Below are 23872 nucleotides of genomic sequence, written 5' to 3' on the forward strand. Positions count from 1 at the left end.
GACGCGCGCTTATCTAAGATTATTCCTAAAAAATGACAGTGCCGGGAGAGCGGTTTGACGGAATCGTTCCTGCGTAACCCACACGCGGCGCATGTTGCTGCTCATAACTAAAATTCACATGTATAAAATATTATATTCACCAGGAGAATATATGCTTGTCAGACAAATCCGTTGGGGATAGTGTTGTTTCTACATCAGATTTCCTGGTGTAACGAATTTTCAAGTGCTTCTTGCATAAGCAAGTTTGATCCCGGCCATCCCCATGACCGGGATTTTTTTATCTTACCGATTCGCTTCAGACACGCTGAAGTCATGAATATCAAGCTCGAAGGCTTCGGCCAGCTCGCGGTAAGTGTGATAGTCCCTTCCGTTTACAATCACTTTGTCTGACTCATCGTCTGAGCGGCGAACTTCGGACTCACTGATCTCATTGATAGCGGCCAGCAGGGCATCGACATCCACCTCCACCTCACGCTTGATGGTGTCGCTGTACTCTTTATCGGTCTTCATTACGGGGTCCTCATGCAACCGTGTCCATCCATAAGTATAGACCGCACACAAAAACACCATTCGCGCCGGGGGTCGGTGCCAGTTAATGCGTTTTGTTCTACACTGGCTCAAAACCACAGGAGGAATGTATGAAGGTCAACGATCGGGTAACCGTTAAAACGGACGGTGGACCGCGCCGCCCGGGTGTGGTGCTGGCGATAGAAGAGTTTAGCGAAGGTGTAATGTACCTGGTTTCTCTGGAAGACTACCCGCTCGGTATCTGGTTCTTTAACGAACTGGGACATGAGGATGGTATTTTTGTGGAAGCAGCAGAATAGCGTGGTGTCGGGCGGCGTTCCCGTCCCCGGCCCATGCGGCTGAAAATGCAAAAATCTCTGGCCAGGCCAGAGATCGCAGGTAGGGTACAGAAGGTCTTGCGCGGATCAGCGCATATTAACGAAAATTCCGTTTGTGACATTATCGGTCAGGCGAACGACGTGGTAGATCACTTGCTTATTATGCGTTTTAATTTTCCTTTTAATATTTCCTTTGTGTGACGAAACCGTTTTTGCCTTGATATTCATCTGGTCCGAGATCTGAATTGTCCCTTGTCCAGCCATCCACATTCTGAGCATACTTGATTCAGTTCTGCTTAATGATAGGGTGGGTAAGTTAACCGCTCCTACATTCTTAACTTCTTTATTCAAATAATCACCCAAAATGTCATCCAGCGACTCGGGTTTAATCGATTTAGAACTGATCAATAAATTTTTACGGACCAACAAGTATTCGTCGAAATGAATATTGGCGATCGCCATAAAAACAATAAACAACGTTTTAGGATGCTGATTAATGATTTGCTTAATGTGCTGACTGTTGGCTGGATCGTGAATGAAACAGTCCTCATTAATAAACACCACGCCGGGCTTGTGTGCTTCACAAGCGGCTTCGAGTTCGTCAACGGTGTGTGCATCGTTGATGTCTCTCTTTCTTACCCCTCTGCTTGCCAGATACCCGGTTAACCCTAGCCGGGTGTAGCTGCATAAATCCATAATGATCGTTGACATGGCATACCCTCACTCAATGCGTAACGATAATTCACCATCTGCCTGAGAGCTCATAAACAGCCATACGGGATGGAAAAAACCAAATAAAACCTGTGAGCATGACAAAGACTTTCAGGCGAACTCACTATCCCGTAAAGTTACTTATAATTTGCCAGGAATCTTCTTAAAGTAAAGTAAATATTAAGTATTGTGAGATGGTTAGAAACATTTAAACCGCGTCAGATATATCCTGGAAGATGTTTTTCGCGTTTTATTTTAGGAATATCCTCAGAAAGACAATATGGAGTGTGAGGACTATTATTTGCGGGGCAGTTCGCTGACAATATCCGCTAACAGGTTGAATATCTCGCTGAATAAATGTTCACAGAAGGGGGCGATAAGCGGCATTAGCAATGACATTAATAAAAGACCGACCGTCAGCGTCACGGGAAAACCAATGACAAACACGGAAAGCTGCGGCGCCATTCTGTTCAGCAGACCTAATGCCAGGTTAACGGTCAGCAGCAGGGTGATGATCGGTAGCGCCAGCATCAGCCCGTTGAGAAAAATCAGCCCGGCGGCACGCACCAGCGCCAGAAACGCGTTACTGTTAACCGGATTTTCGCCAATCGGCAGCGTGTGGAAGGTGTCCACCAGCATTGAGATGAGCCATAAGTGGCCGTTAAACGACAGGAACAGCAGCATCGCCAGCAGATCGATGATACGCGCCAGCACCGGCATGTTGAGGTGGCTGCCGGGGTCGACGAAGGTGGCGAAGGATAACCCCATTTGCAGGCCGATCAGCTCACCCGCAGTACGCACTGCCGCAAAGGCGAGCTGCATGGTAAACCCAACGGCGACGCCGATCATCACCTGCTGAAGCGCCACCCATACGGCGTTAGCGGAAAATACAAGGATATCAACCGGCGGCAGGGACGGGGCGACAATAATCGTGATGACGATCCCCAGCCCCACTTTGATGCGCTTGGGTATCGATTTCTCGCTGAGAATAGGGGCGGTTGAGATGAGCGCCATAATGCGCAGCATCGGCCAGAAGTAGACGCCCAGCCACTGGACGTATTGATCGCTGGTGAAGTGCAGCATCCTGATATCAGCCGATGATGTACGGCAGATTGGTGAACAGGTTGCGCATATAGTCCAGCAGCAGGTTCAGCATCCACGGCCCGGCGACGATAATCGCCACGAACACGGCAATGATTTTCGGGATAAACGACAGCGTCATTTCGTTAATCTGCGTGGCGGCCTGCAGGATACTGATGATCAGACCGGTCACGAGGGCAACAAGCAGCAGCGGGGCGGCAACGGCAATCGCGACTTTCATCGCTTCCGTGCCCATCATCATGACCGATTCTGGCGTCATTGCGCGCTCCTCAACTGTAGAAACTCTGCGCCAGCGAACTGACCAGCAGCTGCCAGCCATCGACCAGCACAAAGAGCATGATCTTAAAGGGCAGAGCGATGGTCGCAGGCGGTACCATCATCATCCCGAGCGCCATCAGCACGCTGGCAATCACCAGGTCGATAATCAGGAACGGAATGAAAATAGTGAAGCCAATCTGGAACGCGGTTTTTAGCTCGCTGGTGACATAGGCTGGCAGCAAAATGCGCATCGGCACCGCTTCCGGTCCCTGAAGCTCGCCGGTGTTGGCGAGGCGGGCAAAGAGCGCTAAGTCCGCTTCACGCGTCTGGCGCAGCATAAATTCACGCAGCGGCTGCGCGCCTTTCTCCAGCGCAACTTCCATCGAGATTTTATCTTCGCTAAACGGCTGGTAGGCGTCGGTGTAAATCTTGTCGATCACCGGCGACATAATGAAAAAAGTCAAAAACAGGGCCAGACCCAGCAGCACCTGGTTGGGCGGCGCGGAAGGGGTTCCCAGGGCGTTTCGCAGCAGGCCAAAAACAATGATGATGCGGGTAAAGCTGGTCATCATCAGCAGAATGGCCGGAATAAAGGTCAGCGAGGTGATGAACACCAGCGTCTGAACCGAAAGCGACCAGCTTTGACCGCCTCCGGCAAGCGGGGTCGAGACCAGACCGGGCAGTTGCGCATAGACCGCGGGAGCAAACAGGCCAACACCCGCAAGCGTAAGGGATAACAAACGGCGCATCAGGATCTCCCGGAACGCTTAAGCAAACTCTTCATAACGGACTGGAAATCCGCTGGGGCTTCTGCGCGCTCGTCACCCGTGACGGGGGCGGGCGGCAGTTTATGCAATACATTGATGTTTGAGGCGGTGATCCCCAGTACCAGACGCGCATCTTCCACGTCGACGATGACCACGCGCTCGCGTGGTCCCAGCGTGGTACTGGCGCTGACCTTCAGGCCGCGCGTTCCGGCGGTTTTACCCGCCAGACCAAAACGCTTTGCCAGCCAGGCCGCAATAAGAATGAAGGCAATAATACCGAACAGGGCACCGCTCACCTGGAGCAGCGGTGAGCCAGGTACCGCGGAGGGTTGGGACATTGTTGCCTGGGTTTTCATGCTTAACGGCTCAGACGACGCATACGTTCGGATGGCGTAATGATGTCGGTGATGCGCACGCCGTACTTATCAGCAACCACCACCACTTCACCCTGAGCAATCAGATAACCGTTGATCAGAATATCCAGCGGTTCACCGGCCAGGCCGTCAAGGGCGACCACGGAACCCTGCGTCAGGCGCAGCAGCTCTTTAATGGTCATGCGGGTGCGGCCCAGCTCAACCGTCAGCTTAACCGGGATATCCATGATCAGGTCGATATCCTGCAGCGTGCCGCTGACGTCGCCGCCGCTCAGCTGCTGGAATACCGCGTCCGCCGCGCTTTTCGTCGGGGTCGTCTTTTGCTCGTTTAACGCGTCAGCCCACAGATCGTCCAGTGCTCCGCTGTTCTCATCGGACGGATTGTTCATGTCACTCATTTGGGCTGTTCCTCATTCAGCGAATTCAATATCGGGTTGATCAAGTGCTCAACGCGTAACGCATACTGGCCGTTAATTGTGCCGTACTGACTGGTCAGCACGGGGACACCATCCACATGGGCAATAATGCGGTCGGGTTTTTCTATCGGCAAAACGTCGCCGGGTTGTAATTTCAGGATCTGAGATAACCGCAGCGGAATATCGGCAAAGCTCGCTACCAGCTCCAGCTGCGAATGCTGAACCTGGCGAACCAGGTTTTCACGCCAGTTCTGATCTTCGTGGCGCGAGTTCTCCAGCGGCGGGTTCACCAGCAGCTCGCGCAGCGGTTCAATCATGCTGAACGGCAGGCAGATGTTGAACTCACCGGTCAGGTTGCCGATTTCAACATGGAACGGCGTGTTAACGACGATATCGTTCGGCGAGGTGGTGATATTGGTGAACTTCACCTGCATCTCGGAACGGACGTACTCCACTTCCAGCGGGTTAATCGCCTTCCACGCGTCGCTGTAAGATTCCAGCGCCAGCTTCAGCATGCGGTTAATGACGCGCTGTTCGGTGTGGGTGAACTCACGACCTTCTACTTTGGTCGGGAAACGCCCGTCGCCGCCGAACAGGTTATCCACCGCAATGAACACCAGGCTTGGCGAAAACACCACCAGACCGGTGCCGCGCAGCGGCTTCAGATGGATCAGGTTAAGGTTGGTTGGCACCGGCAGGTTGCGGGCAAACTCATGATACGGCTGAATGCGGATCGCGCCGACGGTGATGTCCGGGCTACGACGCAGCAGGTTAAACAGCCCCATACGGAACTGACGCGCAAAACGTTCGTTGATGATCTCCAGCGCCTGCAGACGTTCACGTACCACGCGACGCTGGGTATTCGGGTCATAGGGGCGAATATTGTCGTCGCCGCTCAAACCCGGTTGCGGATCATCACTCTTATCGCTGTCGCCGTTGAGCAGCGCATCGATTTCTGCCTGAGAAAGAATACTGTCGCCCATGTCGTTACCGCAGAATGAAGGCTGTATACAGAACGTCGGTGACTTCCTGCTTCGGTTGGCCGTTTACCAGCGGGGTCGACAGCGTCTGTTTGATGGCGTCGACCAGTTTTTGCTTACCGTCATCGGTAGCGAGCGTCGAAGCGTCCTGACGAGAGAACAGCAGCAGCAGACGGCTACGCACTTCAGGAAGATAATCGTTCAGACGAGAACGGGTAGCTTCGTCTTTCAGGCGCAGCGTAATGCCAACATAAAGCACACGATCCGCATCACCCAGGTTAACGGTGAAGGTGTCCAGCGGGAAGAACACGGGAGCCGGAGGCGGTGGCGCTTCAGCTTTGGCTGCAGCGGCAGTCGGTTCCTGCTGCATACGCCAGTAACTATAGCCCGCGGTAGCGCAGGCGGCGAGCGTGATCAACACCAGCAGCGGGATCCAGATGGAGCGCTTACTTTTTTTGGTGATAGCGGAGTCAGTCATCTGATACGAGCTTCCTGTTTCGGTACAGCTTAATAGGGTGATTATCCCGTGTCCGCCTTATCTCAAAGCGTGGAAAAGACGGGAATAATCACGCTACCTCTGGCGTTTAGGCGAAGATATCCACTGCGCCATTTCCCCGCGCGGCGGATTGCAGGGCGGCAGGGGTCGGCAATAACTCATCACTCTCTTCATTGAACGCACCGTGCTGGCCCGAGCGGGAAGCCTGCTGTTGCTGCTGTGATGAGGATTGCTGCTGTCCGGCGAAGCTCTCGCTGCTGACGCTGCTCTGCGAAAGCTGAATGCCGCTTTCCGCCAGAGAGGTGCGTAAGACCGGCAGAGCAGCCTCCAGCGCCGCGCGCACGTGGCTGTGCGGAGACACCATCTGCAGCTGCGCCTGGTTATCATCCAGTTTAAGCGAGATTTGCACCTGGCCCAGGTCTTCCGGGTGCAGACGCAGTTCAGCGGTCTGCTGGCCTTGCTTCGTGAACAGCGTGATGTGCTGGCTCAGCGTCTGCTGCCATTCGCTGGTGCCGAGCGGCTGGCTCAATACCGGCGCGGTGGCAACGGTTGCAGCAGGCAGTGAGGTCGCGTGGCTGCTGAGGATCGGTGCCAGGGTTGCGGTGGGCGAGGTTGTCGTCGCGCTGCTCGCGATGTCCTGTTTCTCAGCCGCCGCCGCGACCGCAGGCGTCACGGGTACGCTGGCAGGAAGGGCAGCGTCAGCCGTTTGTGCCACAGGCTGAGACGCCGCCTGAGGCTGGTTATTCTCTTTTCCCGGCAGCGCGTTTTTCAGCGTTTGCGGAAGAGCGGAGGTGAGGGACGTCTGAGCGGTAACGCCGTCGACGTGGGTTGCCTGCGTCGTTACCGGCGTTGCCGTCTGCTGGTGCGGCAGCATCGCCATCAGCGCGCTGAGCCCCGCGAGTTCGTCTTCGCTGAGGTCGGTTTTGCTGTCATCTTTTGCGGACGCGTGCGTCAGCGTCTTTAACTCATCACCGTGGGTCGTCGGCATCAGCCCGGACACCAGCGTTTGCAGCGCAGTGGTCTTCGCCGCGTCATCGTCGGCGGTCAGCGTCTCCTGGCGTGAGAGCAGGTCGGCAATTTTCGCCTGCAGGGTGGTCTCGCCTGCGTCCTGTTGCGCTACCCTGGACAGCTTGCTGCCAGCGGCTTTCAAATCAGCCAGGGTCAGCGGCGCATCTTTGCCCTGACCGGTCGCATCGGTCAACGCGCCCGCCAGCAGAGAAAGAAAGTCTTGCGCACCCTCGGCGCCTTTCCCCGTTTGCGTGCCGCCTGACAGGTCGCTGTCGGTCATCAGCAGTTGTTGCAGTGTGATCATTCCGGTTTCCTCATTGATGCGCGCTGGGCAAACTCATCCATTTTTTTCTGATCCAGGCGGTTTTCCGCCAGGGTTGACGCCGCGACCTGTCGGTCCTGTAGCGTTTGCCAGGCCTGCAGCCGCTGTTTTTTCTCGCGCCAGAAGTTGAGCGCGGTATCCACTTTTTCAGTCCACTGGTTAAGCTGCAGGCGGTGTTGTTCAATCGCCTTTTCCAGCGTCTGGATAAACTGCTGATAGTTGATCCAGCGCTGGCTGCCAATGCCCTGCGTCATATCGGTATTCAGGTTGGTGCGATATTCATGCTGATAGTCAATTAACATCTTCAACTGCTCTTCAGCCTGCTGGCACCCGCGTCGCATTGCGCCGAGCTGCAGTGCGGCATCATCAACTTCTTTTTCAGCCAGATCTTTTAGCGTTGATAACGCGCTGTTTTGCGCCATGACCTTCGCCCTCCACCTGTGTTACACCTGCGGGAAAATCAGATCCAGAGCCTGGATTGAGTCTTCCCAGTCGGCGCGTTCAAAAATACCTTGTTGCAAAAACGCCTCCAGCTGCGGCCAGAGCGCAATCGCTTTGTCGAGCATCGGGTCGCTGCCTTTGGCATATGCCCCAACGCTCACCAGATCGCGGTTGCGCTGGAAGCTGGAGAGCAGTTGTTTGAAGTTACGCACGCGGGCGTAGTGCTTCTCGGTTATCAGCGCCGTCATAGCGCGGCTGATGGATGCTTCAATATCAATCGCCGGATAATGCCCCGCTTCGGCCAGACGGCGCGACAGCACAATGTGACCGTCGAGGATCGCACGCGCGGAGTCGGCAATTGGATCCTGCTGGTCATCGCCCTCGGTCAGCACCGTATAGAATGCGGTGATCGAGCCGCCGCCGCTGATGCCGTTCCCCGCGCGTTCGACCAGCGCCGGGAGCTTGGCAAATACCGAAGGCGGATACCCTTTGGTGGCCGGAGGCTCACCGATGGCGAGCGCGATTTCACGCTGCGCCATCGCGTAACGGGTCAGGGAGTCCATGATCAGCAGGACGTGCTGGCCGCGGTCGCGAAAATCTTCGGCGATACGGGTCGCGTAGGCAGCACCCTGCATACGCAGTAAGGGGGATACATCCGCCGGGGCGGCAATAACCACCGAGCGGGCGCGGCCTTCCGCACCCAGAATGTTTTCGATGAAGTCTTTGACTTCGCGCCCACGCTCGCCAATCAGCCCCACGACGATCACATCGGCCTGGGTATAGCGTGCCATCATGCCGAGCAGGACGGATTTCCCCACGCCGGACCCGGCGAACAGGCCCATACGCTGTCCACGTCCCACGGTCAGCAGGGCGTTAATCGGGCGCACGCCGGTGTCCAGCACGTGCTCGATAGGGGTTCGCTGAAGGGGGTTAAAGGGCTGGGTGATCAGCGCGCCGGTTTCTGTGGTGTCCGGGGAGGGCAGTCCGTCGAGCGGTTTACCGCTGCCGTCCAGCACGCGCCCAAGGAGCGCTGGCCCAAGCGGTAACTGCTTGCCGCTTTGCAGACCGTCGCCTGAACTGTTTTTCGCATAGACGCGCGCGCCGGGCAGAATGCCTTCAACTTCTTCGAGCGGCATCAGGAACAGGCGCTGGCCGTTAAATCCGACCACCTCACTTTCGACCTCACGCATTTCCAGTCCGTCCTGACGCTCAATAACGCAGGTGGCACCCAGCGGAAGCTGCAGGCCCGTCGCTTCCAGCACCAGGCCGGTGGCGCGGGTCAGACGGCCATAACGACGAACAGATGGCAGCTGTGCCATCTTCGTTTCAAAGTTATCGAGCGTGTTGAGCCAGCGGGTAAGGCGTGCGGTCATCAGACGACTCCCGGTGCTGCCAGGCGGCACAATTCTTGCCAGCGGGTAGCCACGCTGGCATCCAGATCGCCCTCATCCGCAGAGACTTTGCACCCGCCGTGGTGTAACGAAGGATCGCCCCGCAGCCGCCAGCCGTGCAGGCTGAGCGTTGCACCAAGACTCTCTTCCACGCGCTGGAGATCGTCCGGGTGTACGCGCAGCTGCGGTTTGCCGCTGAACAGCGGCTCCTGCTGGAGCAAACCCTGAATCTGTTTAATCAGCGCCGAGTTATCGACGGTTGGCGTCTGGCCGATCACCTGGCGCGCGGCTTCCAGCGCCATCTGCATCAGGCGCGACGCAATCACGCTGTCGAGCGCGTCCAGCGTATGCTGGAACTCGCTCACCAGCTGCTGCATACGGGCATTGAGGGGCGCCTGCTGCTGACGCGCCTGTTCGATGCCTTGCTCCAGCCCTTTTGCCAGCCCTTCCTGATAACCCTGCTCCTGGCCTTTCTGCCGTCCTTCGTGCAGACCGGCGTTGAAGCCCTGTTCGTGCGCCTGCATTTGCATCTGCGCCAGCATCTGCGCACGCTGCTCTTCTTCGCTCAGCTCGGGCACCGCGGCATCGATATCGCCCTCATCGGACGGGAGTTCGGCCGGGATAAACTCGGAGAGGGGAGGCGCCAGATCGTCGGGCGTCCAGCGCGTCCACGGCAGCTCATTAGACATAGGTGTCGTCTCCGCTGCCAATCACCATCTCGCCGGTTTCGGCCAGTCGACGAACGATAAGCAGGATTGCCTTCTGTTCGTTTTCCACCTGAGACAGACGCACCGGACCACGGTTGGCCAGGTCGTCGCGCAGGATATCGGCTGCACGCTGGGACATGTTGCGCAGGAACTTCTCGCGCAGCGGCTGTTCGGCACCTTTGAGGGCGATAAGCAGCGATTCGGAGTCCACTTCCTGAAGCAGGCGCTGGATGCTGCGATCGTCCACTTCGACCAGGTTTTCGAACAGGAACATCTCGTCGATAATTTTCTGTGCCAGCTCGCCGTCGAACTCGCGCACCGCGGTGATGACCGCTTCTTCCTGCTGCGTTTTCATCAGGTTGATGATCTCGGCCGCCGTTCTCACGCCGCCCATTTTGCTGCGCTTGAGGTTCTGGCCGTCGAGCAGGTTGTTCAACACTTCGGTCAGCTCCGCCAGCGCGGCTGGCTGGACACCGCCAAACGTGGCGATACGCAGCATCACATCGTGACGCAGACGCTCTTCGAACAGCGCCAGAATATCGGCTGCCTGGCCCCGTTTGAGGTGAACCAGAATGGTCGCGATAATCTGCGGGTGCTCGTCGCGAATAAGATCGGCGGCGCTCTGCGGCTCCATAAAGTTGAGCGTTTCGATACCGCTGGCGGTATCGCGGGTTTCCAGAATATCTTCCAGCAGGCTGGCGGCACGCTCTTCGCCCAGCGCCTTGACCAGCACGGAGCGCAGGTATTCGTTGGCGTTGACGTTGAGTGCGGCAAACTGTTCGGCTTCCTGCTCAAATTCCGCCAGCACTTCGGTCAGCTGCTTGTTGGAGATCTGCCGCACGTTGGCCATGGCCGCAGAGAGGATTTGCACCTCTCTTTGCGAGAGGTGTTTGAACACCTCTGCCGCGCGGTCTTCGCCAATGGTCATCAGCAGGATGACGCTTTTATCGGTACCTGTAAGCGTATTACTCATGTTCGTTACCCATCCAGCTGCGGATGACCAGCGCGACGACGCGCGGATCGTTGTCTGACATTTCGCGAATGCGCTGGCTCATGACCTCAGCGCCCATGCGCTGGTTAGCGCGGCGCTGCTGCACCTGCTCGTCTTTGCTGAGGCGCACTTCAACCGCTTCTTCCACTTCCTGGCGATTATTCATCTGTTCCAGTGCGGCTTTCTCGGCTTCAGCACGGCGCTGGAGCTGAGGACGAATGCCCTTACGCCACAGCAGCCAGGCAACAATCAGCACCAGTAACCAGCGGCCTGCGGACATCAGCTGATCGATAAACGACTGCTGTTGCCAGAACGGGAGTTCGCCACCGCTTTCATCAACCGAGTTGAACGGTGAGTTCACCACGTTCAGCGTATCGCCACGTTTTTCGGAGTAGCCCATCGCTTCACGGGTCAGATCTTCAATCTGCTTCATCTGCTCGGCCGTCAGCGGCAGAGGCTTGCCGTCCGGCAGGGTTTTGTAGTTCACCACCACGGCAACAGACAGACGCTGAATATCCCCCACGTTCAGTTTGGTGTGGCGGATAGTACGGTCCACTTCGAAGTTCGTGGTTTCGTTACGGCTGCTGGTACGCGGTCCCGCGTTATTGGCCGTTGAGGTTGTCTGCTGTGCATTCTGCTGGTTGGCCGGAGGCGTTGAAATCGGTGCCGCGTTAGCCGGAGCAGGCTGGTTAGACAGCGCGCCCGGCACGCCGCCAGGGTAGGGGCCGCCCACCTGCTCGTTCGAGTTAATCTGACGAGAACGCATCACCGCCTGAGACGGATCGCCGTTCGGGCTGTATTGCTCTTCCGTTTGTTCTTTATTCGCAAAATCGATCTGCGCGGTAACCTGAGCATGCACGTTGCTGTTACCGACGACCGGGCCCAGGATCGCTTCGATACGGCGCTGAAGACGACCTTCCACATCGGCCGCGTATTTCAGCTGCGCGTCGTTCAGATCGCGACCGGCGCTGTTGTTTTGCGTCAGCAGATGACCGCCCTGATCCACCAGCGTCACGTTGCCCGGCGGTAAGCCTGCAACCGCGCTGGAGACCAGATGCGTGACCGCGCTGATTTGCCCTTCGTCCAGCGCGCGGCCAGGCTCAAGGTTGACGGTGACGGAGGCAGAAGGGGATTTCTGTTCACGAACAAACAAAGAGGGCTTAGGCATGGCAAGGTGCACGCGCGCACTCTTCACCGGGCCTAAGGTTTCAATGGTACGGGCCAGTTCACCTTCCAGCGCGCGCTGGTAGTTCACCTGTTCGCTGAACTGGCTGATACCGAATTTTTCCTGATCCAGCAGTTCGAAACCGACCGCGCCGCCTTTCGGCAGACCCTGCTGTGCCAGGCGCAGGCGAAGCTCGTGCACCTTGTCCGCTGGCACTTCAAGCGCGCCACCGTTATCGGCAAAGCGATAAGGGATGTTCATCTGGGTAAGCTGGGTGACGATGGCACCGCCATCCTGATCGGAAAGGTTACTGTAAAGCGTGCGGTAATCAGGGCTTTTCGCCCACAGGACCATCGCAACAAGGATCGCAATGGCGGCAGCGCCTGCCACGATCAACGGGATTTTAGGGTTCGCGCGAAGGCGGTTCATCCACTCGAGTGATTTATTCTGTGGCGCTGTCGATGCTGTTGCACTCATTGCGCACCTCTTAAATCCTGGTGGTTTACGTTATTCGTGTAGAGAAACAAAACTGACTCCCGGGTCGGCAAACACGACAAAAGTTCCATATTGATGGCCCTGCCATTATTTGATGATTCGTGATTTTCTATGCGTCAAATAACCTGGTTTTTTAACGCTATTTACCGCCATTATCTGATTGACAAGCTGTTAGTCTTGACCGCGTAAAAATCCATCCAGGGGAAAGTCATGGCTATACAGGGCATTGAAGGGGTAATCAGTCAGCTGCAGGCAACGGCAATGACGGCACGTAATCAGAACGTGATGGACGAACCTTCAACCATCAGCTTTGCGGGGCAACTGCACGCCGCGCTTGACCGTATCAGCGACAAGCAGAACGCTGCCCGCACGCAGGCGGAAAAATTTACGCTCGGTGAGCCGGGCGTGGCGCTCAATGATGTGATGGCCGATCTGCAAAAAGCGTCGGTGTCTCTGCAGATGGGCCTCCAGGTGCGTAATAAGCTGGTATCGGCCTATCAGGACGTGATGTCGATGCAGGTGTAAAACCTGCCGATCTTACGCTGGCACCCATACCGCTTTAATGCCACAATATTTTTTTCTTCCCACGCAGGAAAGATGATGAAAAAAATAGCAATTGTGGGTGCGCTTCTGGCGTTAACCGGCTGTGTTCAGGTTGATAATTATCAGGAAGTCATCAAGCACCCTGTGCCGTCGCATCTGGCAGGGTACTGGCAGTCAAAAGGGCCGCAAAGCAAGATGGTGAGCCCGGAGGCGATTGCCACGCTGGTGGTGACGGAAGAGGGCGATACGCTGGATTGCCGTCAATGGCAGCGCGTGGTGGCGGTGCCGGGCAAGATTATGCTGCGTTCGGATGATTACTATAACGTGACCCGCAAGCTGGATATCTATCCGCTGGAGCGTGATGGCGCAACGCTTGAGTATGATGGTATGGAGCTGCAAAAAGTGGATCGTCCAACGGTAGAGTGTGCGAATTACCTGAGTAAAAATCCGCTGGAGAGTAAGCTCCCGTAGCCGTTTTTTGCCGGGTGGCGGCTTCGCCTTACCCGGCCTACAAAACCGCCGCACCGTAGGCCGGGTAAGCGTTAGCGCCACCCGGCATTGTTTCTACAATGCATCCTCTATGACCCACACGCTGACGCTTCCCCCGTTACAGAAGAACGTTCCTTCACCATCCGCCGCCGTGGTCACGGTTTCCTCGCGGTTGCCCAGAAAATCACGCCAGGTTTTATTGCCGTAATTCTCTCCCAGACAAATCACTTTTTCCCCGTCATCACCATTGGAAAGGACCACCACGCAACCCGGCGCGTCGTCGGTCCCGCTGCGGCTGAACGCGATACAGTTAGGATGATCAAAAAACAGCGTCTGAATGCCGTGGGCAAAACGCTGGCGGGCGAGGATCAGTTCATGCAGTTGTTCAATCACGGGCATATCAATATGGTACGTGTTACCGTCTCCGCCCGTATCGTCGTAGCTGGCACCGAAGAGGTCCGGATAGAACACGCTCGGCACGCCGTTTTCGCGCAGCAGAATTAACGCATAGGCGAGCGGTTTAAACCAGGCTTCCACCGGGGCTTCCAGCGCCTGCAGGGGTTGGGTGTCGTGGTTGGCAACCAGCGTGACCGCATGGAACGGATCGGCTTCCACCAGCGTGCCGGTGAAGATCTGGCTCATGTCGTAGTCGCGCCCCTGACGCGACGCCTCGTGAAACTTCATCTGCAGCGGCGCATCGAACAGCATGGTTTTGCCGTCGACCTGATTGATGTAGTTCTGCAGTTTATCCACCTCGTGCGACCAGTATTCCGCGACAACAAACAGCGGCTGCGGCGCAACCTCCTGCACGTGCTCAATCCACTCCTTATAAAACCAGGCCGGAATATGTTTTACGGCATCCAGACGAAAACCGTCACACTGCGTTTGCTCCATCACCCAGCGCGCCCAGTATTTGATCTCCTCGGTCACGGCATGATTGCGAAAATCGATGTTCTCGCCCATCAGGTAGTCGAAATTGCCCATCTCGTCGTCGACCTGATCGTTCCAGCCTTCGCCGGTGTAGTCGTTGACGATTTTGAAGATATTGTCTTCATTGGGGTTTTCAATGTGGTCGATGCCGCTGAAGCATTTGTAATCCCAGATAAACTGCGAATATTTCCCCGCGCGGGCAGGGAAGGTGTAGCGCGTCCAGGCTTCACACTCGATGATTTCATCGTCGATTTGCGTACGGTCTTGTTCATTGACGCGCTGCACGCGGATCGACTCTTTCTCGTCCGCCCCCATTTTGTGGTTGACCACCACATCCAGCAGCACGGCGATCTGGTTGCTTTTGAGCGCGTCGATGGCCTCCAGCAGCTGTGCTTTATCGCCGTATTTGGTGGCGACGCTGCCTTTCTGGTCAAACTCACCGAGATCGAACAGATCGTAAGAGTCATAGCCTACGGAATATCCCCCCGATGCGCCTTTGTACGCCGGAGGTAGCCACACCATGTTAATGCCGATTTCGTTGAGGTTGGGGGCTAAAGCCGTGACTTCTCGCCACAATTCACCGCCAGCGGGGTAATACCAGTGAAAGCATTGCAGTAAGGTTGGATTGCGCATGCACCGTCTCCATGAGGTCGCGAAACTCAAGTATGGAGTACGTTTTGCAGAAATGCCTGGCGAACGAAGCGGGAAACGTTCGTTCGCCAGCTACATGGCTAATTGAGATCGCTATTACTTTGCGGGACCAGGACATGACCGCCCTGGTTGCTGTAGGTGGAAAGAACGGTTTTCTGAATGGAGGATTGACCCACCATTTTAGCCAGTTCATTCATTCTGGACTGCAGCAATGTTTTCACCTGGCTTTCATTGTCGAGGATCACGCGCAGAGTCGGTCGAAGTTGCTCCTGCATTTGTGCAGAGGGTTCCGCTTCCTGCGTAAGACGAGCCAGCGAGTGCACCGCGTTGACATAATCGGTTTCACAAGTAATGAGATCATCCCATAATCCCTGGCGAGCCAGTCGCAACATCAACTGGCTCTGCTCAAGGAGTTGCTGATAAAGGGTATAGAGTTGCGGTGCATTACTCATTAGACGGCGTCCTGCATCAGTTGTGGCGTACCCGCAACCTCCTTCCACCCGTCAGCGATATTGCGCAGCAATGTTTCCACCTCTTCGATGGCGCTGGCGTCGTTATTCACGTTGGCGTGCAGGAGGCGACGTACCATATAGGCATAAAGGGCAATCAGGTTTTGCGTAAGCTCATCGCCGTTATTGTCCACCAGGCCAACCTTTAGCCCGTTTTCAATAATGTTGATGGCTTTCGAGAGTGCCAACCCCTTTGCCGGAATATTGCCGTCTTGCAGGAACAGACGCGCGCGAACCAGCGCGCTGAGGGCTCCATCAAATAGCATGATAACCAGCTGTTGCTGGCTGGCGCTCATCACCGCGCTTTCAACCTCTATTTTTGCGTAGGCTTGCGTGCCTTTTGCGCCGTACATGTTATCCCCCTCGGGTTCGTTTAGCGTTTACTACTTGCTGCTGGACGTATTTTCAAACTGCTGCGTCAGGTAGCTGCTGGTGTTGTTCAGCGAGGTCATCAGTACGTCCAGCTGGGTAAACTGGGCTTTGTACTGTGCCACGCGCGCGTCAATACGCTCGCTCACGGCGTTGTACTGATCGGTAAGCTTGTTCAGCGTTTTACTGACGCCATCTTTGGCTGCCTGGATAATCCCTTTGCTGGAGAGCCAGTCAGTCAGGTTGGTCGCCATGGTGGTGGTGATACCGGTGGTTTTACCGTCACCCACAACCAAATCTTTAACGGCAGACGGGTTGTCCGTCAGCGCTTTTTTCAGCTTGGTGTTATCCAGCTCCAGTTTGCCGGAGCTTGGATCGGTCGTGATACCCAGCGACGACAGTGTTTTGTACGTGGTACCGCCGACGGTGTTGCTCAGCATGGTTTTCAGCTGGGTCTGAATCGTACGCAGCGTGCTGTCACCCAGCAGGGCACCGTTACTGGAGTCCTGGGCATCCGTACCCGCATCAACCGCCGTATATTTGGTCAGTGAAGCAAAGCTGTCCTGCAGGGTGTTGTAAGCATCCACCCAGGCTTTCATTGCCGTTTCGGCTTTAGACGTATCTTTGGTGATCGTCAGCGTCTGGTTACCGGTGGTGACGTCGTTCAGGTTCAGGGTGATATCTTCCAGCGCATCGCTGATGGTGTTGCTGCTGTTTTCGATATCAACGTTGTTGACCTTCAGCTTGGCGTTCTGCGCGGTGACGCTTTCCGTCATGCCGTTGCTGGCGTCGGTGCTGGTGCCGTTGTAACCCATAAAGGTTTGCAGGGCACTGTCGCCGCTCACGCTGATGCTGACCGCGTTATCTGCACCGGTTTCCGTAGAGGTAATAGACAGACGATACTGGCCATTTCCGACGTTAATAATACTGGCGGTCACGCCCGCATCCGCTTTGTTGATGGCATCACGAATGCCGGTCAGCGAGGAGTTTGTCGCGCTGATATCAACGGTCACCGGATCTTTACCGTTGCCCGCGGTAAAGGTAATTTTGCTGTCCGCGGTGGCAATGGCAGTTTTGGTGTCCGCCTGGGTGTTTTTAGTGGTCAGCGTCTGCGCCTGCGCCAGCTGAGAGACGCTAATGGTGTATTTACCCGCAATGGCGCTGCCCGTCGTGGTCGCACTGAATGCCGTGGTACTGCTCGCCGTGCTGGTGGCCGTAAACAGGTCAGCTTTATTCAGCGCGGTGTTGGCGGTCTGAAACGCTTCCAGTGAACTCTTCAACGTGCCGTAAGCGCTAAGCTTGGCGGTATAGGATGTCTGCTGTTTGGAAATCGGCGTCAGCTGCGCTTTTTCGGCCGTGGTGAGACTATCCAGAATGTCTGCTAACTTAAGACCCGAACCAATCCCCAATGATGAAATACTTGCCATATTTATTCCTTAATCTATCGACACGTAGAACGAATAGTGGGGTTATCGGCCTTTATGCGTGAAAGTTTACGGTTAATTTCTTTTTTTTAATGGCGGGAATAACGGTAATAGAGAAGAGTATTTCCGTGGCTAAAAAAATTATCGAGATCCTGAAAAAAAATCTAAAGGTTGTTTTGGACCAGACGATAACACCTTTGACGGCGATGAAGCCGAAGGGTGGAAACCCAAATCTAACCAAACAGATTTGATGAACAACAGGAATCGAAATCATGGCACAAGTCATTAATACCAACAGCCTCTCGCTGATCACTCAGAACAACATCAACAAGAACCAGTCTGCTCTGTCTTCTTCTATTGAGCGTCTGTCTTCCGGTCTGCGTATCAACAGCGCTAAAGATGATGCTGCGGGCCAGGCTATCGCTAACCGCTTCACGTCTAACATCAAAGGTCTGACTCAGGCTGCACGTAACGCTAACGACGGTATCTCTCTGGCACAGACCACTGAAGGCGCGCTGTCTGAAATCAACAATAACCTGCAGCGTGTTCGTGAACTGACCGTTCAGGCAACGACCGGTACTAACTCTGATTCTGACCTGTCTTCAATCCAGGACGAAATTAAATCCCGTCTGTCTGAAATCGACCGCGTATCCGGTCAGACTCAGTTCAACGGCGTGAACGTACTGGCTAAAAACGGTTCTATGGCGATTCAGGTTGGTGCGAACGACGGCCAGACTATCTCCATCGACCTGCAGAAAATTGACTCTTCTACTCTGGGTCTGAGCGGCTTCTCCGTTTCTAACAACGCACTGAAACTGAGCGATTCTATCACTCAGGTTGGCGCGAGCGGTGCACTGAAAGATGTTAACCTGAGCTCTGTTGCCACTGCTCTGGGTGTAGACGCAAGCACGCTGACTCTGCACAACGTTCAGACTTCAGCTGGTGCTGCAACTCCTACTTATGTTGTATCTTCTGGTTCTGACAACTATTCAGTATCCGTAGAAGACGGAACTGGCGTTGTAACGCTGAACACCACCGATATCGGTTATACCGATACGGCGAATGGCGTAACTACTGGTTCCATGACTGGTAAGTACGTTAAAGTTGGCGCTGACGCAGCAGGTGCCCCAGTTGGTTATGTCACTGTTCAGGGCCAGAATTTCAAAGCAGCTGCTGGTGCGCTGGTTAACTCCGGTGATGCTACAGGTACTCAAAACGTTGCTTCTGCAATTGGCGATATTGCTGATAAAGCGAATGCCAACATTTACACTGGCACCTCTTCAGCAGATCCACTGGCTCTGCTGGACAAAGCTATCGCGTCTGTTGATAAATTCCGTTCTTCACTGGGTGCGGTACAGAACCGTCTGAGCTCTGCTGTAACCAACCTGAACAACACCACCACCAACCTGTCTGAAGCGCAGTCCCGTATTCAGGACGCCGACTATGCGACCGAAGTGTCAAATATGTCTAAAGCGCAGATCATCCAGCAGGCCGGTAACTCCGTGCTGTCCAAAGCTAACCAGGTTCCTCAGCAGGTTCTGTCTCTGCTGCAGGGCTAATCGCCTGATAATGCGTAAACCCCGCTTCGGCGGGGTTTTTATTTAGCGCTATTTGCATAACCCCCCAAATAACCCCTCATTTCACCCACTATTCACCCAATTGAAACCCCTGCAGAATCGGATAATCATGCCGATAACTCAATTAACGCAGGGCTGTTTATCGTGAATTCACTCTATACCGCTGATGGTGTAATGGATAAACACTCGCTGTGGCAGCGTTATGTTCCGCTGGTGCGTCACGAAGCATTGCGCCTCCAGGTGCGTTTGCCGGCGAGCGTGGAACTGGACGATCTGCTACAGGCGGGCGGTATCGGGTTATTGAATGCAGTTGACCGATACGACGCTCTGCAAGGAACGGCATTTACGACTTACGCAGTTCAGCGTATTCGTGGGGCGATGCTGGACGAGCTGCGCAGCCGAGACTGGGTGCCGCGCAGTGTTCGCCGCAACGCGCGCGAAGTGGCGCATGCGATGGGGCAGCTGGAACAGGAACTGGGACGCAACGCGACGGAAACCGAAGTGGCTGAGCGTCTTGGGATCGCTGTTGAAGAATATCGTCAGATGTTGCTCGATACCAATAATAGCCAACTCTTCTCTTACGATGAGTGGCGCGAAGAGCATGGCGATAGCATCGAGCTGGTGACGGATGAGCATCAGCAAGAAAACCCGTTACACCATTTAATGGAAGGGAATTTACGCCAGCGCGTGATGGAAGCGATTGAAGCTTTACCAGAGCGCGAACAGCTGGTGTTGACCCTCTATTACCAGGAAGAGCTCAATCTCAAGGAGATTGGCGCGGTACTGGAGGTGGGGGAGTCTCGGGTTAGCCAGCTGCACAGCCAGGCCATCAAGCGCTTACGCACGAAACTGGGTAAGTTATAGGTGATTGATTCACCTGGGAAATGCCGCACAACGTATTGACAACCAGGAGTTATCATGACGGTGCAGCAATCTAAAAGACGGCCTTTAAGCCGCTACCTGAAAGACTTTAAACACAGCCAGACGCATTGCGCCCACTGTAATAAATTACTCGACCGTATCACGCTGGTTCGTCGTGGCGAAATCGTGAACAAAATCGCGATATCCCGCCTCGACACGTTGATGGATGAGGCCGCCTGGCTCGAAGAGCAAAAAGAGTGGGTGGCGCTTTGCCGTTTCTGTGGCGATCTCCACTGCAAAGAGCAAAGCGACTTCTTCGATATTATCGGCTTCAAGCAATTCCTGTTTGAACAAACGGAGATGAGCCACGGCACCGTTCGCGAATATGTGGTTCGCCTGCGTCGCCTTGGGCAACATCTGACCGTCAACAATATTTCTCGCGATCTGCTGAAGACCGGTTATCTGGATGAAAATCTGGAGCCGTGGCTGCCTGCGACCAGCACCAACAACTACCGGATTGCGCTGCGCAAGTATGCACAATACAAGGTACAGATGCCGGGTGTCGTGAAGCAGAAAGCCCTCGCCGGAACAACTTCTGATATATATTAAAAAAGAATAAGATGTAGCGCAGTCGCCTTTGACGTTGCAGGCGATTTCTCTACACTACGTAAAAATTCCACTATATCGGGGTATTTATGAAATTTGCACTTCTGGGTCGTCAGGCGCTGATGGGTGTTATGGCCGTTGCGCTGGTTGCGGGCATGAGCGTGAAAACGTTCGCCGCGGAAAACCTGCTGAATAAAGTAAAAGAGCGTGGCACGCTGCTGGTGGGGCTGGAAGGAACCTATCCTCCGTTCAGCTACCAGGGCGACGACGGTAAATTGACCGGTTTCGAAGTGGAATTTGCGGAAGAACTGGCGAAACACCTTGGCGTGAAAGCGTCCCTGAAACCGACCAAATGGGACGGTATGCTGGCGTCGCTGGATTCAAAACGTATTGATGTGGTGATCAACCAGGTGACCATTTCTGACGAGCGTAAGAAGAAATATGACTTCTCCACGCCGTACACCGTGTCCGGTATTCAGGCGCTGGTGAAGAAAGGTAACGAAGGCGGGATTAAAACGGCTGCGGACCTGAAAGGGAAGAAAGTCGGCGTCGGTCTGGGTACCAACTACGAAGAGTGGCTGCGCCAGAACGTGCAGGGTGTGGATATTCGCACCTATGATGATGACCCGACCAAATACCAGGATCTGCGCGTGGGCCGTATCGACGCCATTCTGGTTGACCGCCTGGCCGCGCTGGATCTGGTGAAGAAAACCAACAATACTCTGGCCGTTGCGGGTGATGCGTTCTCTCGTCAGGAATCAGGTGTGGCCGTTCGTAAAGGTAACGAAGATCTGGTGAAAGCGATCGATTCCGCGATTGCTGACATGCAGAAAGACGGTAGCCTGAAAGCGCTTTCCGAGAAATGGTTCGGCGCTGACGTCACCAAATAAGTCTTTGACCCATAAAAAAAGGCGCTTTTAAAAGCGCCTTTTTTATTTCTTACGCGTCTGCGTGCATAATGAAAAATATCAGATGAATTAGCGTTACCGGAGGAACCATGTCACTGCAGAATTTAACGCGCTTTCCCCGCCTGGAGTTTATCGGCGCGCCCACGCCGCTGGAGTATTTACCCCGATTTTCTGATTATTTAGGGCGCGATATTTTTATCAAGCGCGATGACGTGACGCCGATGGCGATGGGCGGCAATAAGCTGCGCAAGCTGGAGTTTCTGGCGGCAGACGCGCTGCGCGAAGGGGCGGACACGCTGATCACCGCAGGGGCGATTCAGTCTAACCACGTGCGCCAGACGGCGGCGGTGGCGGCAAAACTTGGCCTGCACTGCGTTGCGCTGCTGGAAAACCCGATCGGAACGCACGCAGAAAACTATCTCACTAACGGTAACCGTCTCCTGCTGGATCTGTTTAACGTGCAGGTCGAGATGGTCGATGCCCTGACCGACCCGACCGCGCAGCTCGACGAACTGGCCACGCGTCTTGAAGCGCAGGGTTTTCGTCCATACGTTATTCCTGTCGGCGGGTCGAACGCGCTGGGCGCACTGGGCTATGTAGAAAGCGCGCTGGAAATTGCTCAGCAATGCGAGGGCGCGGTGAATCTCTCTTCTGTCGTTGTCGCCTCCGGTAGCGCCGGAACCCATGCCGGGCTGGCAGTGGGGCTGGAGCAACTGCTGCCGGATGTCGAGCTGATTGGCGTGACGGTCTCCCGCAGCGTTGCGGATCAGAAGCCGAAAGTGGTTACGTTACAGCAGGCGGTGGCAGAACAACTGGAGCTTAAAGCAAAGGCTGACATTCTGCTCTGGGATGACTATTTTGCGCCGGGCTACGGCACGCCAAATGAAGAGGGGATGGAAGCGGTGAAATTGCTGGCACGCCTCGAAGGCATTCTGCTCGATCCGGTCTATACCGGTAAGGCGATGGCGGGGCTGATAGACGGCATTGCACAGAAGCGCTTTAAGGATGAAGGACCGATTTTGTTTGTTCACACTGGCGGCGCGCCTGCGCTGTTTGCCTACCATCCTCATGTCTAAAAATCAGGTCGAAAAATAATAATGCACGAAAGTATTCAACTGGTTATTGATTCACTGCCGTTCCTGCTTAAGGGGGCGGTGTTTACGCTTCAGCTCAGTATCGGAGGGATGTTCTTCGGCCTGGTGCTTGGGTTTGTGCTGGCGTTAATGCGCATGTCGTCCGTCTTGCCGGTACGCTGGCTGGCGCGTTTTTACATCTCTGTATTCCGCGGCACGCCCCTTATCGCCCAGCTCTTTATGATTTACTACGGTTTGCCGCAGTTCGGTATTGAGCTTGACCCCATCCCGGCGGCGATGATCGGTCTGTCGTTAAATACCGCTGCCTACACCTCCGAAACCCTGCGTGCGGCCATCTCCTCCATTGACAAAGGGCAGTGGGAAGCGGCGGCCAGTATCGGGATGACGCCGTGGCAAACCCTGCGTCGGGCGATATTGCCCCAGGCCGCGCGCGTAGCGTTACCGCCGTTGAGCAACAGCTTTATCAGCCTGGTAAAAGATACGTCGCTGGCGGCCACCATTCAGGTGCCGGAGCTGTTCCGTCAGGCGCAGCTGATCACCTCGCGGACGCTGGAAGTGTTCACGATGTATCTGGCGGCCTCGCTGATTTACTGGGTGATGGCGACGGTGCTTTCCGCCCTGCAGAATTATTTTGAAAACCAGCTTAACCGCCAGGAGCGTGATCCGAAATGAGTGCAATCGACGTTAAAAACCTGGTGAAAAAATTCCACGGACAAACGGTGCTCCACGGTATCGATCTGGAAGTGGATCAGGGCGAAGTGGTGGCAATTATCGGACCGAGTGGCTCGGGGAAAACCACGCTGCTGCGCAGTATTAATCTCCTTGAACAGCCTGAAGGCGGAACGATCCGCGTAGGGGACATCACGATTGATACCGGGAAATCCATTAGCCAGCAGAAAGGCTTAATTCGCCGTCTACGTCAGCATGTCGGTTTTGTTTTCCAGAACTTCAACCTTTTCCCGCACCGTACGGTGCTGGAAAATATTATTGAAGGGCCGGTCATCGTGAAGGGGGAGCCAAAAGAAGAGGCCACCACCCGCGCACGGGAGCTGCTGGCGAAGGTTGGGCTGGCAGGTAAGGAAACCAGCTACCCGCGCCGTCTTTCGGGTGGACAGCAGCAGCGTGTGGCCATTGCGCGCGCGCTGGCGATGCGTCCGGATGTGATCCTGTTCGATGAGCCCACCTCCGCGCTCGATCCCGAGCTGGTAGGGGAGGTGCTTAACACCATTCGCCAACTGGCGCAGGAAAAACGGACAATGGTGATTGTGACTCACGAAATGAGCTTTGCGCGTGATGTTGCAGACCGGGCTATTTTTATGGATCAGGGCCGCATTGTTGAGCAAGGGCCAGCGAAAAGCTTGTTTGCGAACCCGCAACAGCCCCGCACCCGCCAGTTCCTCGAAAAATTCCTCATGCAGTAGCATTTTTGCCGTAATTTGCTCC

General features: G+C 55.2%; 28 protein-coding genes and 1 pseudogene. 10 read left to right on the top strand and 19 right to left on the bottom strand.

Annotated features, from left to right (window positions below; translation table 11 throughout):
* Positions 1-282 precede the first annotated feature (282 nt).
* Complete coding sequence (gene yodD, locus AC2T6E_RS09365; protein WP_120157917.1) at positions 283-510, bottom strand: YodD family peroxide/acid resistance protein; 228 nt, start codon at positions 508-510, stop codon at positions 283-285.
* Positions 511-638: 128 nt separating this feature from the next.
* On the opposite strand from yodD, the gene dsrB reads away from it, so the two are divergent.
* Positions 639-827: a protein DsrB gene (gene dsrB / locus AC2T6E_RS09370; RefSeq protein ID WP_010432339.1), complete on the top strand. Its 189-nt coding sequence runs from the start codon at positions 639-641 to the stop codon at positions 825-827.
* A gap of 105 nt (positions 828-932) precedes the next feature.
* Here dsrB and rcsA read toward each other — a convergent pair whose 3' ends face one another.
* From rcsA to fliF, 14 genes and pseudogenes are all read right to left on the bottom strand, one after another.
* Positions 933-1556, bottom strand: a complete 624-nt coding sequence (gene rcsA, locus AC2T6E_RS09375) for a transcriptional regulator RcsA (protein ID WP_010432341.1) — start codon at positions 1554-1556, stop codon at positions 933-935.
* Positions 1557-1846: 290 nt separating this feature from the next.
* Positions 1847-2639: pseudogene (fliR, locus tag AC2T6E_RS09380) on the bottom strand (flagellar biosynthetic protein FliR); the annotation flags it as partial.
* A 7-nt stretch (positions 2640-2646) separates the two neighbouring features.
* Positions 2647-2916, bottom strand: coding sequence for a flagellar biosynthesis protein FliQ (fliQ, locus tag AC2T6E_RS09385; RefSeq protein WP_003859587.1), 270 nt, complete (start codon positions 2914-2916; stop codon positions 2647-2649).
* A gap of 10 nt (positions 2917-2926) precedes the next feature.
* Complete coding sequence (gene fliP / locus AC2T6E_RS09390) at positions 2927-3664, bottom strand: flagellar type III secretion system pore protein FliP (RefSeq protein ID WP_108417545.1); 738 nt, start codon at positions 3662-3664, stop codon at positions 2927-2929.
* Positions 3664-4038 carry a flagellar biosynthetic protein FliO gene (gene fliO, locus AC2T6E_RS09395; protein ID WP_029485119.1) on the bottom strand — a complete coding sequence of 125 codons (375 nt, stop codon included), beginning with the start codon at positions 4036-4038 and terminating at the stop codon, positions 3664-3666. Before fliO ends, fliP begins: the two co-directional genes overlap by 1 nt.
* A gap of 2 nt (positions 4039-4040) precedes the next feature.
* Positions 4041-4454, bottom strand: coding sequence for a flagellar motor switch protein FliN (gene fliN / locus AC2T6E_RS09400; RefSeq protein WP_486691460.1), 414 nt, complete (start codon positions 4452-4454; stop codon positions 4041-4043).
* Positions 4451-5455, bottom strand: coding sequence for a flagellar motor switch protein FliM (gene fliM / locus AC2T6E_RS09405; RefSeq protein WP_010432363.1), 1005 nt, complete (start codon positions 5453-5455; stop codon positions 4451-4453). Before fliM ends, fliN begins: the two co-directional genes overlap by 4 nt.
* A gap of 4 nt (positions 5456-5459) precedes the next feature.
* On the bottom strand, positions 5460-5930 hold the full coding sequence (gene fliL, locus AC2T6E_RS09410) for a flagellar basal body-associated protein FliL (protein WP_010432366.1): 471 nt from the start codon (positions 5928-5930) through the stop codon (positions 5460-5462).
* 106 nt (positions 5931-6036) lie between these two features.
* Positions 6037-7260, bottom strand: a complete 1224-nt coding sequence (fliK, locus tag AC2T6E_RS09415) for a flagellar hook length control protein FliK (protein ID WP_486691463.1) — start codon at positions 7258-7260, stop codon at positions 6037-6039.
* Positions 7257-7700, bottom strand: coding sequence for a flagellar export protein FliJ (gene fliJ / locus AC2T6E_RS09420; RefSeq protein ID WP_010432373.1), 444 nt, complete (start codon positions 7698-7700; stop codon positions 7257-7259). Before fliJ ends, fliK begins: the two co-directional genes overlap by 4 nt.
* 21 nt (positions 7701-7721) lie before the next feature.
* Positions 7722-9092 carry a flagellar protein export ATPase FliI gene (gene fliI / locus AC2T6E_RS09425; RefSeq protein ID WP_010432376.1) on the bottom strand — a complete coding sequence of 457 codons (1371 nt, stop codon included), beginning with the start codon at positions 9090-9092 and terminating at the stop codon, positions 7722-7724.
* Positions 9092-9799 carry a flagellar assembly protein FliH gene (fliH, locus tag AC2T6E_RS09430; RefSeq protein WP_486691466.1) on the bottom strand — a complete coding sequence of 236 codons (708 nt, stop codon included), beginning with the start codon at positions 9797-9799 and terminating at the stop codon, positions 9092-9094. The genes fliI and fliH overlap by 1 nt, the downstream gene beginning before the upstream one ends.
* On the bottom strand, positions 9792-10790 hold the full coding sequence (gene fliG, locus AC2T6E_RS09435) for a flagellar motor switch protein FliG (protein ID WP_089599455.1): 999 nt from the start codon (positions 10788-10790) through the stop codon (positions 9792-9794). The genes fliH and fliG overlap by 8 nt, the downstream gene beginning before the upstream one ends.
* Positions 10783-12450 (bottom strand): flagellar basal-body MS-ring/collar protein FliF, encoded by a 1668-nt coding sequence (gene fliF, locus AC2T6E_RS09440; RefSeq protein WP_214593831.1) that lies wholly within the window; start codon positions 12448-12450, stop codon positions 10783-10785. The genes fliG and fliF overlap by 8 nt, the downstream gene beginning before the upstream one ends.
* A gap of 228 nt (positions 12451-12678) precedes the next feature.
* Between fliF and fliE the strand changes: the two genes are divergently transcribed.
* Positions 12679-12993, top strand: coding sequence for a flagellar hook-basal body complex protein FliE (fliE, locus tag AC2T6E_RS09445; protein WP_010432385.1), 315 nt, complete (start codon positions 12679-12681; stop codon positions 12991-12993).
* Positions 12994-13068: 75 nt separating this feature from the next.
* Positions 13069-13482: a lipoprotein YedD gene (yedD, locus tag AC2T6E_RS09450; protein WP_010432387.1), complete on the top strand. Its 414-nt coding sequence runs from the start codon at positions 13069-13071 to the stop codon at positions 13480-13482.
* 93 nt (positions 13483-13575) lie between these two features.
* On the opposite strand, the gene amyA is transcribed toward yedD, so the two are convergent.
* From amyA to fliD, 4 genes are all read right to left on the bottom strand, one after another.
* On the bottom strand, positions 13576-15063 hold the full coding sequence (gene amyA / locus AC2T6E_RS09455; protein ID WP_108417551.1) for an alpha-amylase: 1488 nt from the start codon (positions 15061-15063) through the stop codon (positions 13576-13578).
* A gap of 98 nt (positions 15064-15161) precedes the next feature.
* Positions 15162-15533 (bottom strand): flagella biosynthesis regulatory protein FliT, encoded by a 372-nt coding sequence (gene fliT / locus AC2T6E_RS09460; RefSeq protein WP_042717934.1) that lies wholly within the window; start codon positions 15531-15533, stop codon positions 15162-15164.
* Positions 15533-15943, bottom strand: a complete 411-nt coding sequence (gene fliS, locus AC2T6E_RS09465; protein ID WP_010432394.1) for a flagellar export chaperone FliS — start codon at positions 15941-15943, stop codon at positions 15533-15535. The genes fliT and fliS overlap by 1 nt, the downstream gene beginning before the upstream one ends.
* Positions 15944-15973: 30 nt before the next feature.
* Positions 15974-17386 carry a flagellar filament capping protein FliD gene (fliD, locus tag AC2T6E_RS09470; RefSeq protein ID WP_148399934.1) on the bottom strand — a complete coding sequence of 471 codons (1413 nt, stop codon included), beginning with the start codon at positions 17384-17386 and terminating at the stop codon, positions 15974-15976.
* A gap of 269 nt (positions 17387-17655) precedes the next feature.
* Here fliD and AC2T6E_RS09475 point away from each other — a divergent pair, with 269 nt between their 5' ends.
* The 7 genes from AC2T6E_RS09475 to tcyN all read left to right on the top strand — a co-directional run bounded on the left by AC2T6E_RS09475 (position 17656) and on the right by tcyN (position 23850).
* Complete coding sequence (locus AC2T6E_RS09475; protein WP_148399933.1) at positions 17656-18942, top strand: FliC/FljB family flagellin; 1287 nt, start codon at positions 17656-17658, stop codon at positions 18940-18942.
* Positions 18943-19104: 162 nt separating this feature from the next.
* Complete coding sequence (locus AC2T6E_RS09480) at positions 19105-19824, top strand: RNA polymerase sigma factor FliA (RefSeq protein WP_042714098.1); 720 nt, start codon at positions 19105-19107, stop codon at positions 19822-19824.
* 54 nt (positions 19825-19878) lie between these two features.
* Complete coding sequence (gene fliZ / locus AC2T6E_RS09485; protein WP_042714100.1) at positions 19879-20430, top strand: flagella biosynthesis regulatory protein FliZ; 552 nt, start codon at positions 19879-19881, stop codon at positions 20428-20430.
* Between the two features lie 86 nt (positions 20431-20516).
* A complete protein-coding gene (gene tcyJ, locus AC2T6E_RS09490) occupies positions 20517-21317 on the top strand; it encodes a cystine ABC transporter substrate-binding protein (protein ID WP_120157968.1) in 801 nt (266 codons plus the stop codon).
* Positions 21318-21424: 107 nt separating this feature from the next.
* Positions 21425-22411, top strand: a complete 987-nt coding sequence (dcyD, locus tag AC2T6E_RS09495) for a D-cysteine desulfhydrase (RefSeq protein WP_447854178.1) — start codon at positions 21425-21427, stop codon at positions 22409-22411.
* Between the two features lie 21 nt (positions 22412-22432).
* Complete coding sequence (gene tcyL / locus AC2T6E_RS09500; protein WP_042714105.1) at positions 22433-23101, top strand: cystine ABC transporter permease; 669 nt, start codon at positions 22433-22435, stop codon at positions 23099-23101.
* Positions 23098-23850 carry an L-cystine ABC transporter ATP-binding protein TcyN gene (tcyN, locus tag AC2T6E_RS09505; protein ID WP_457949927.1) on the top strand — a complete coding sequence of 251 codons (753 nt, stop codon included), beginning with the start codon at positions 23098-23100 and terminating at the stop codon, positions 23848-23850. The genes tcyL and tcyN overlap by 4 nt, the downstream gene beginning before the upstream one ends.
* Positions 23851-23872 lie beyond the last annotated feature (22 nt).

It is taken from the genome of Enterobacter sp. B79-1 (genome assembly GCF_057444735.1).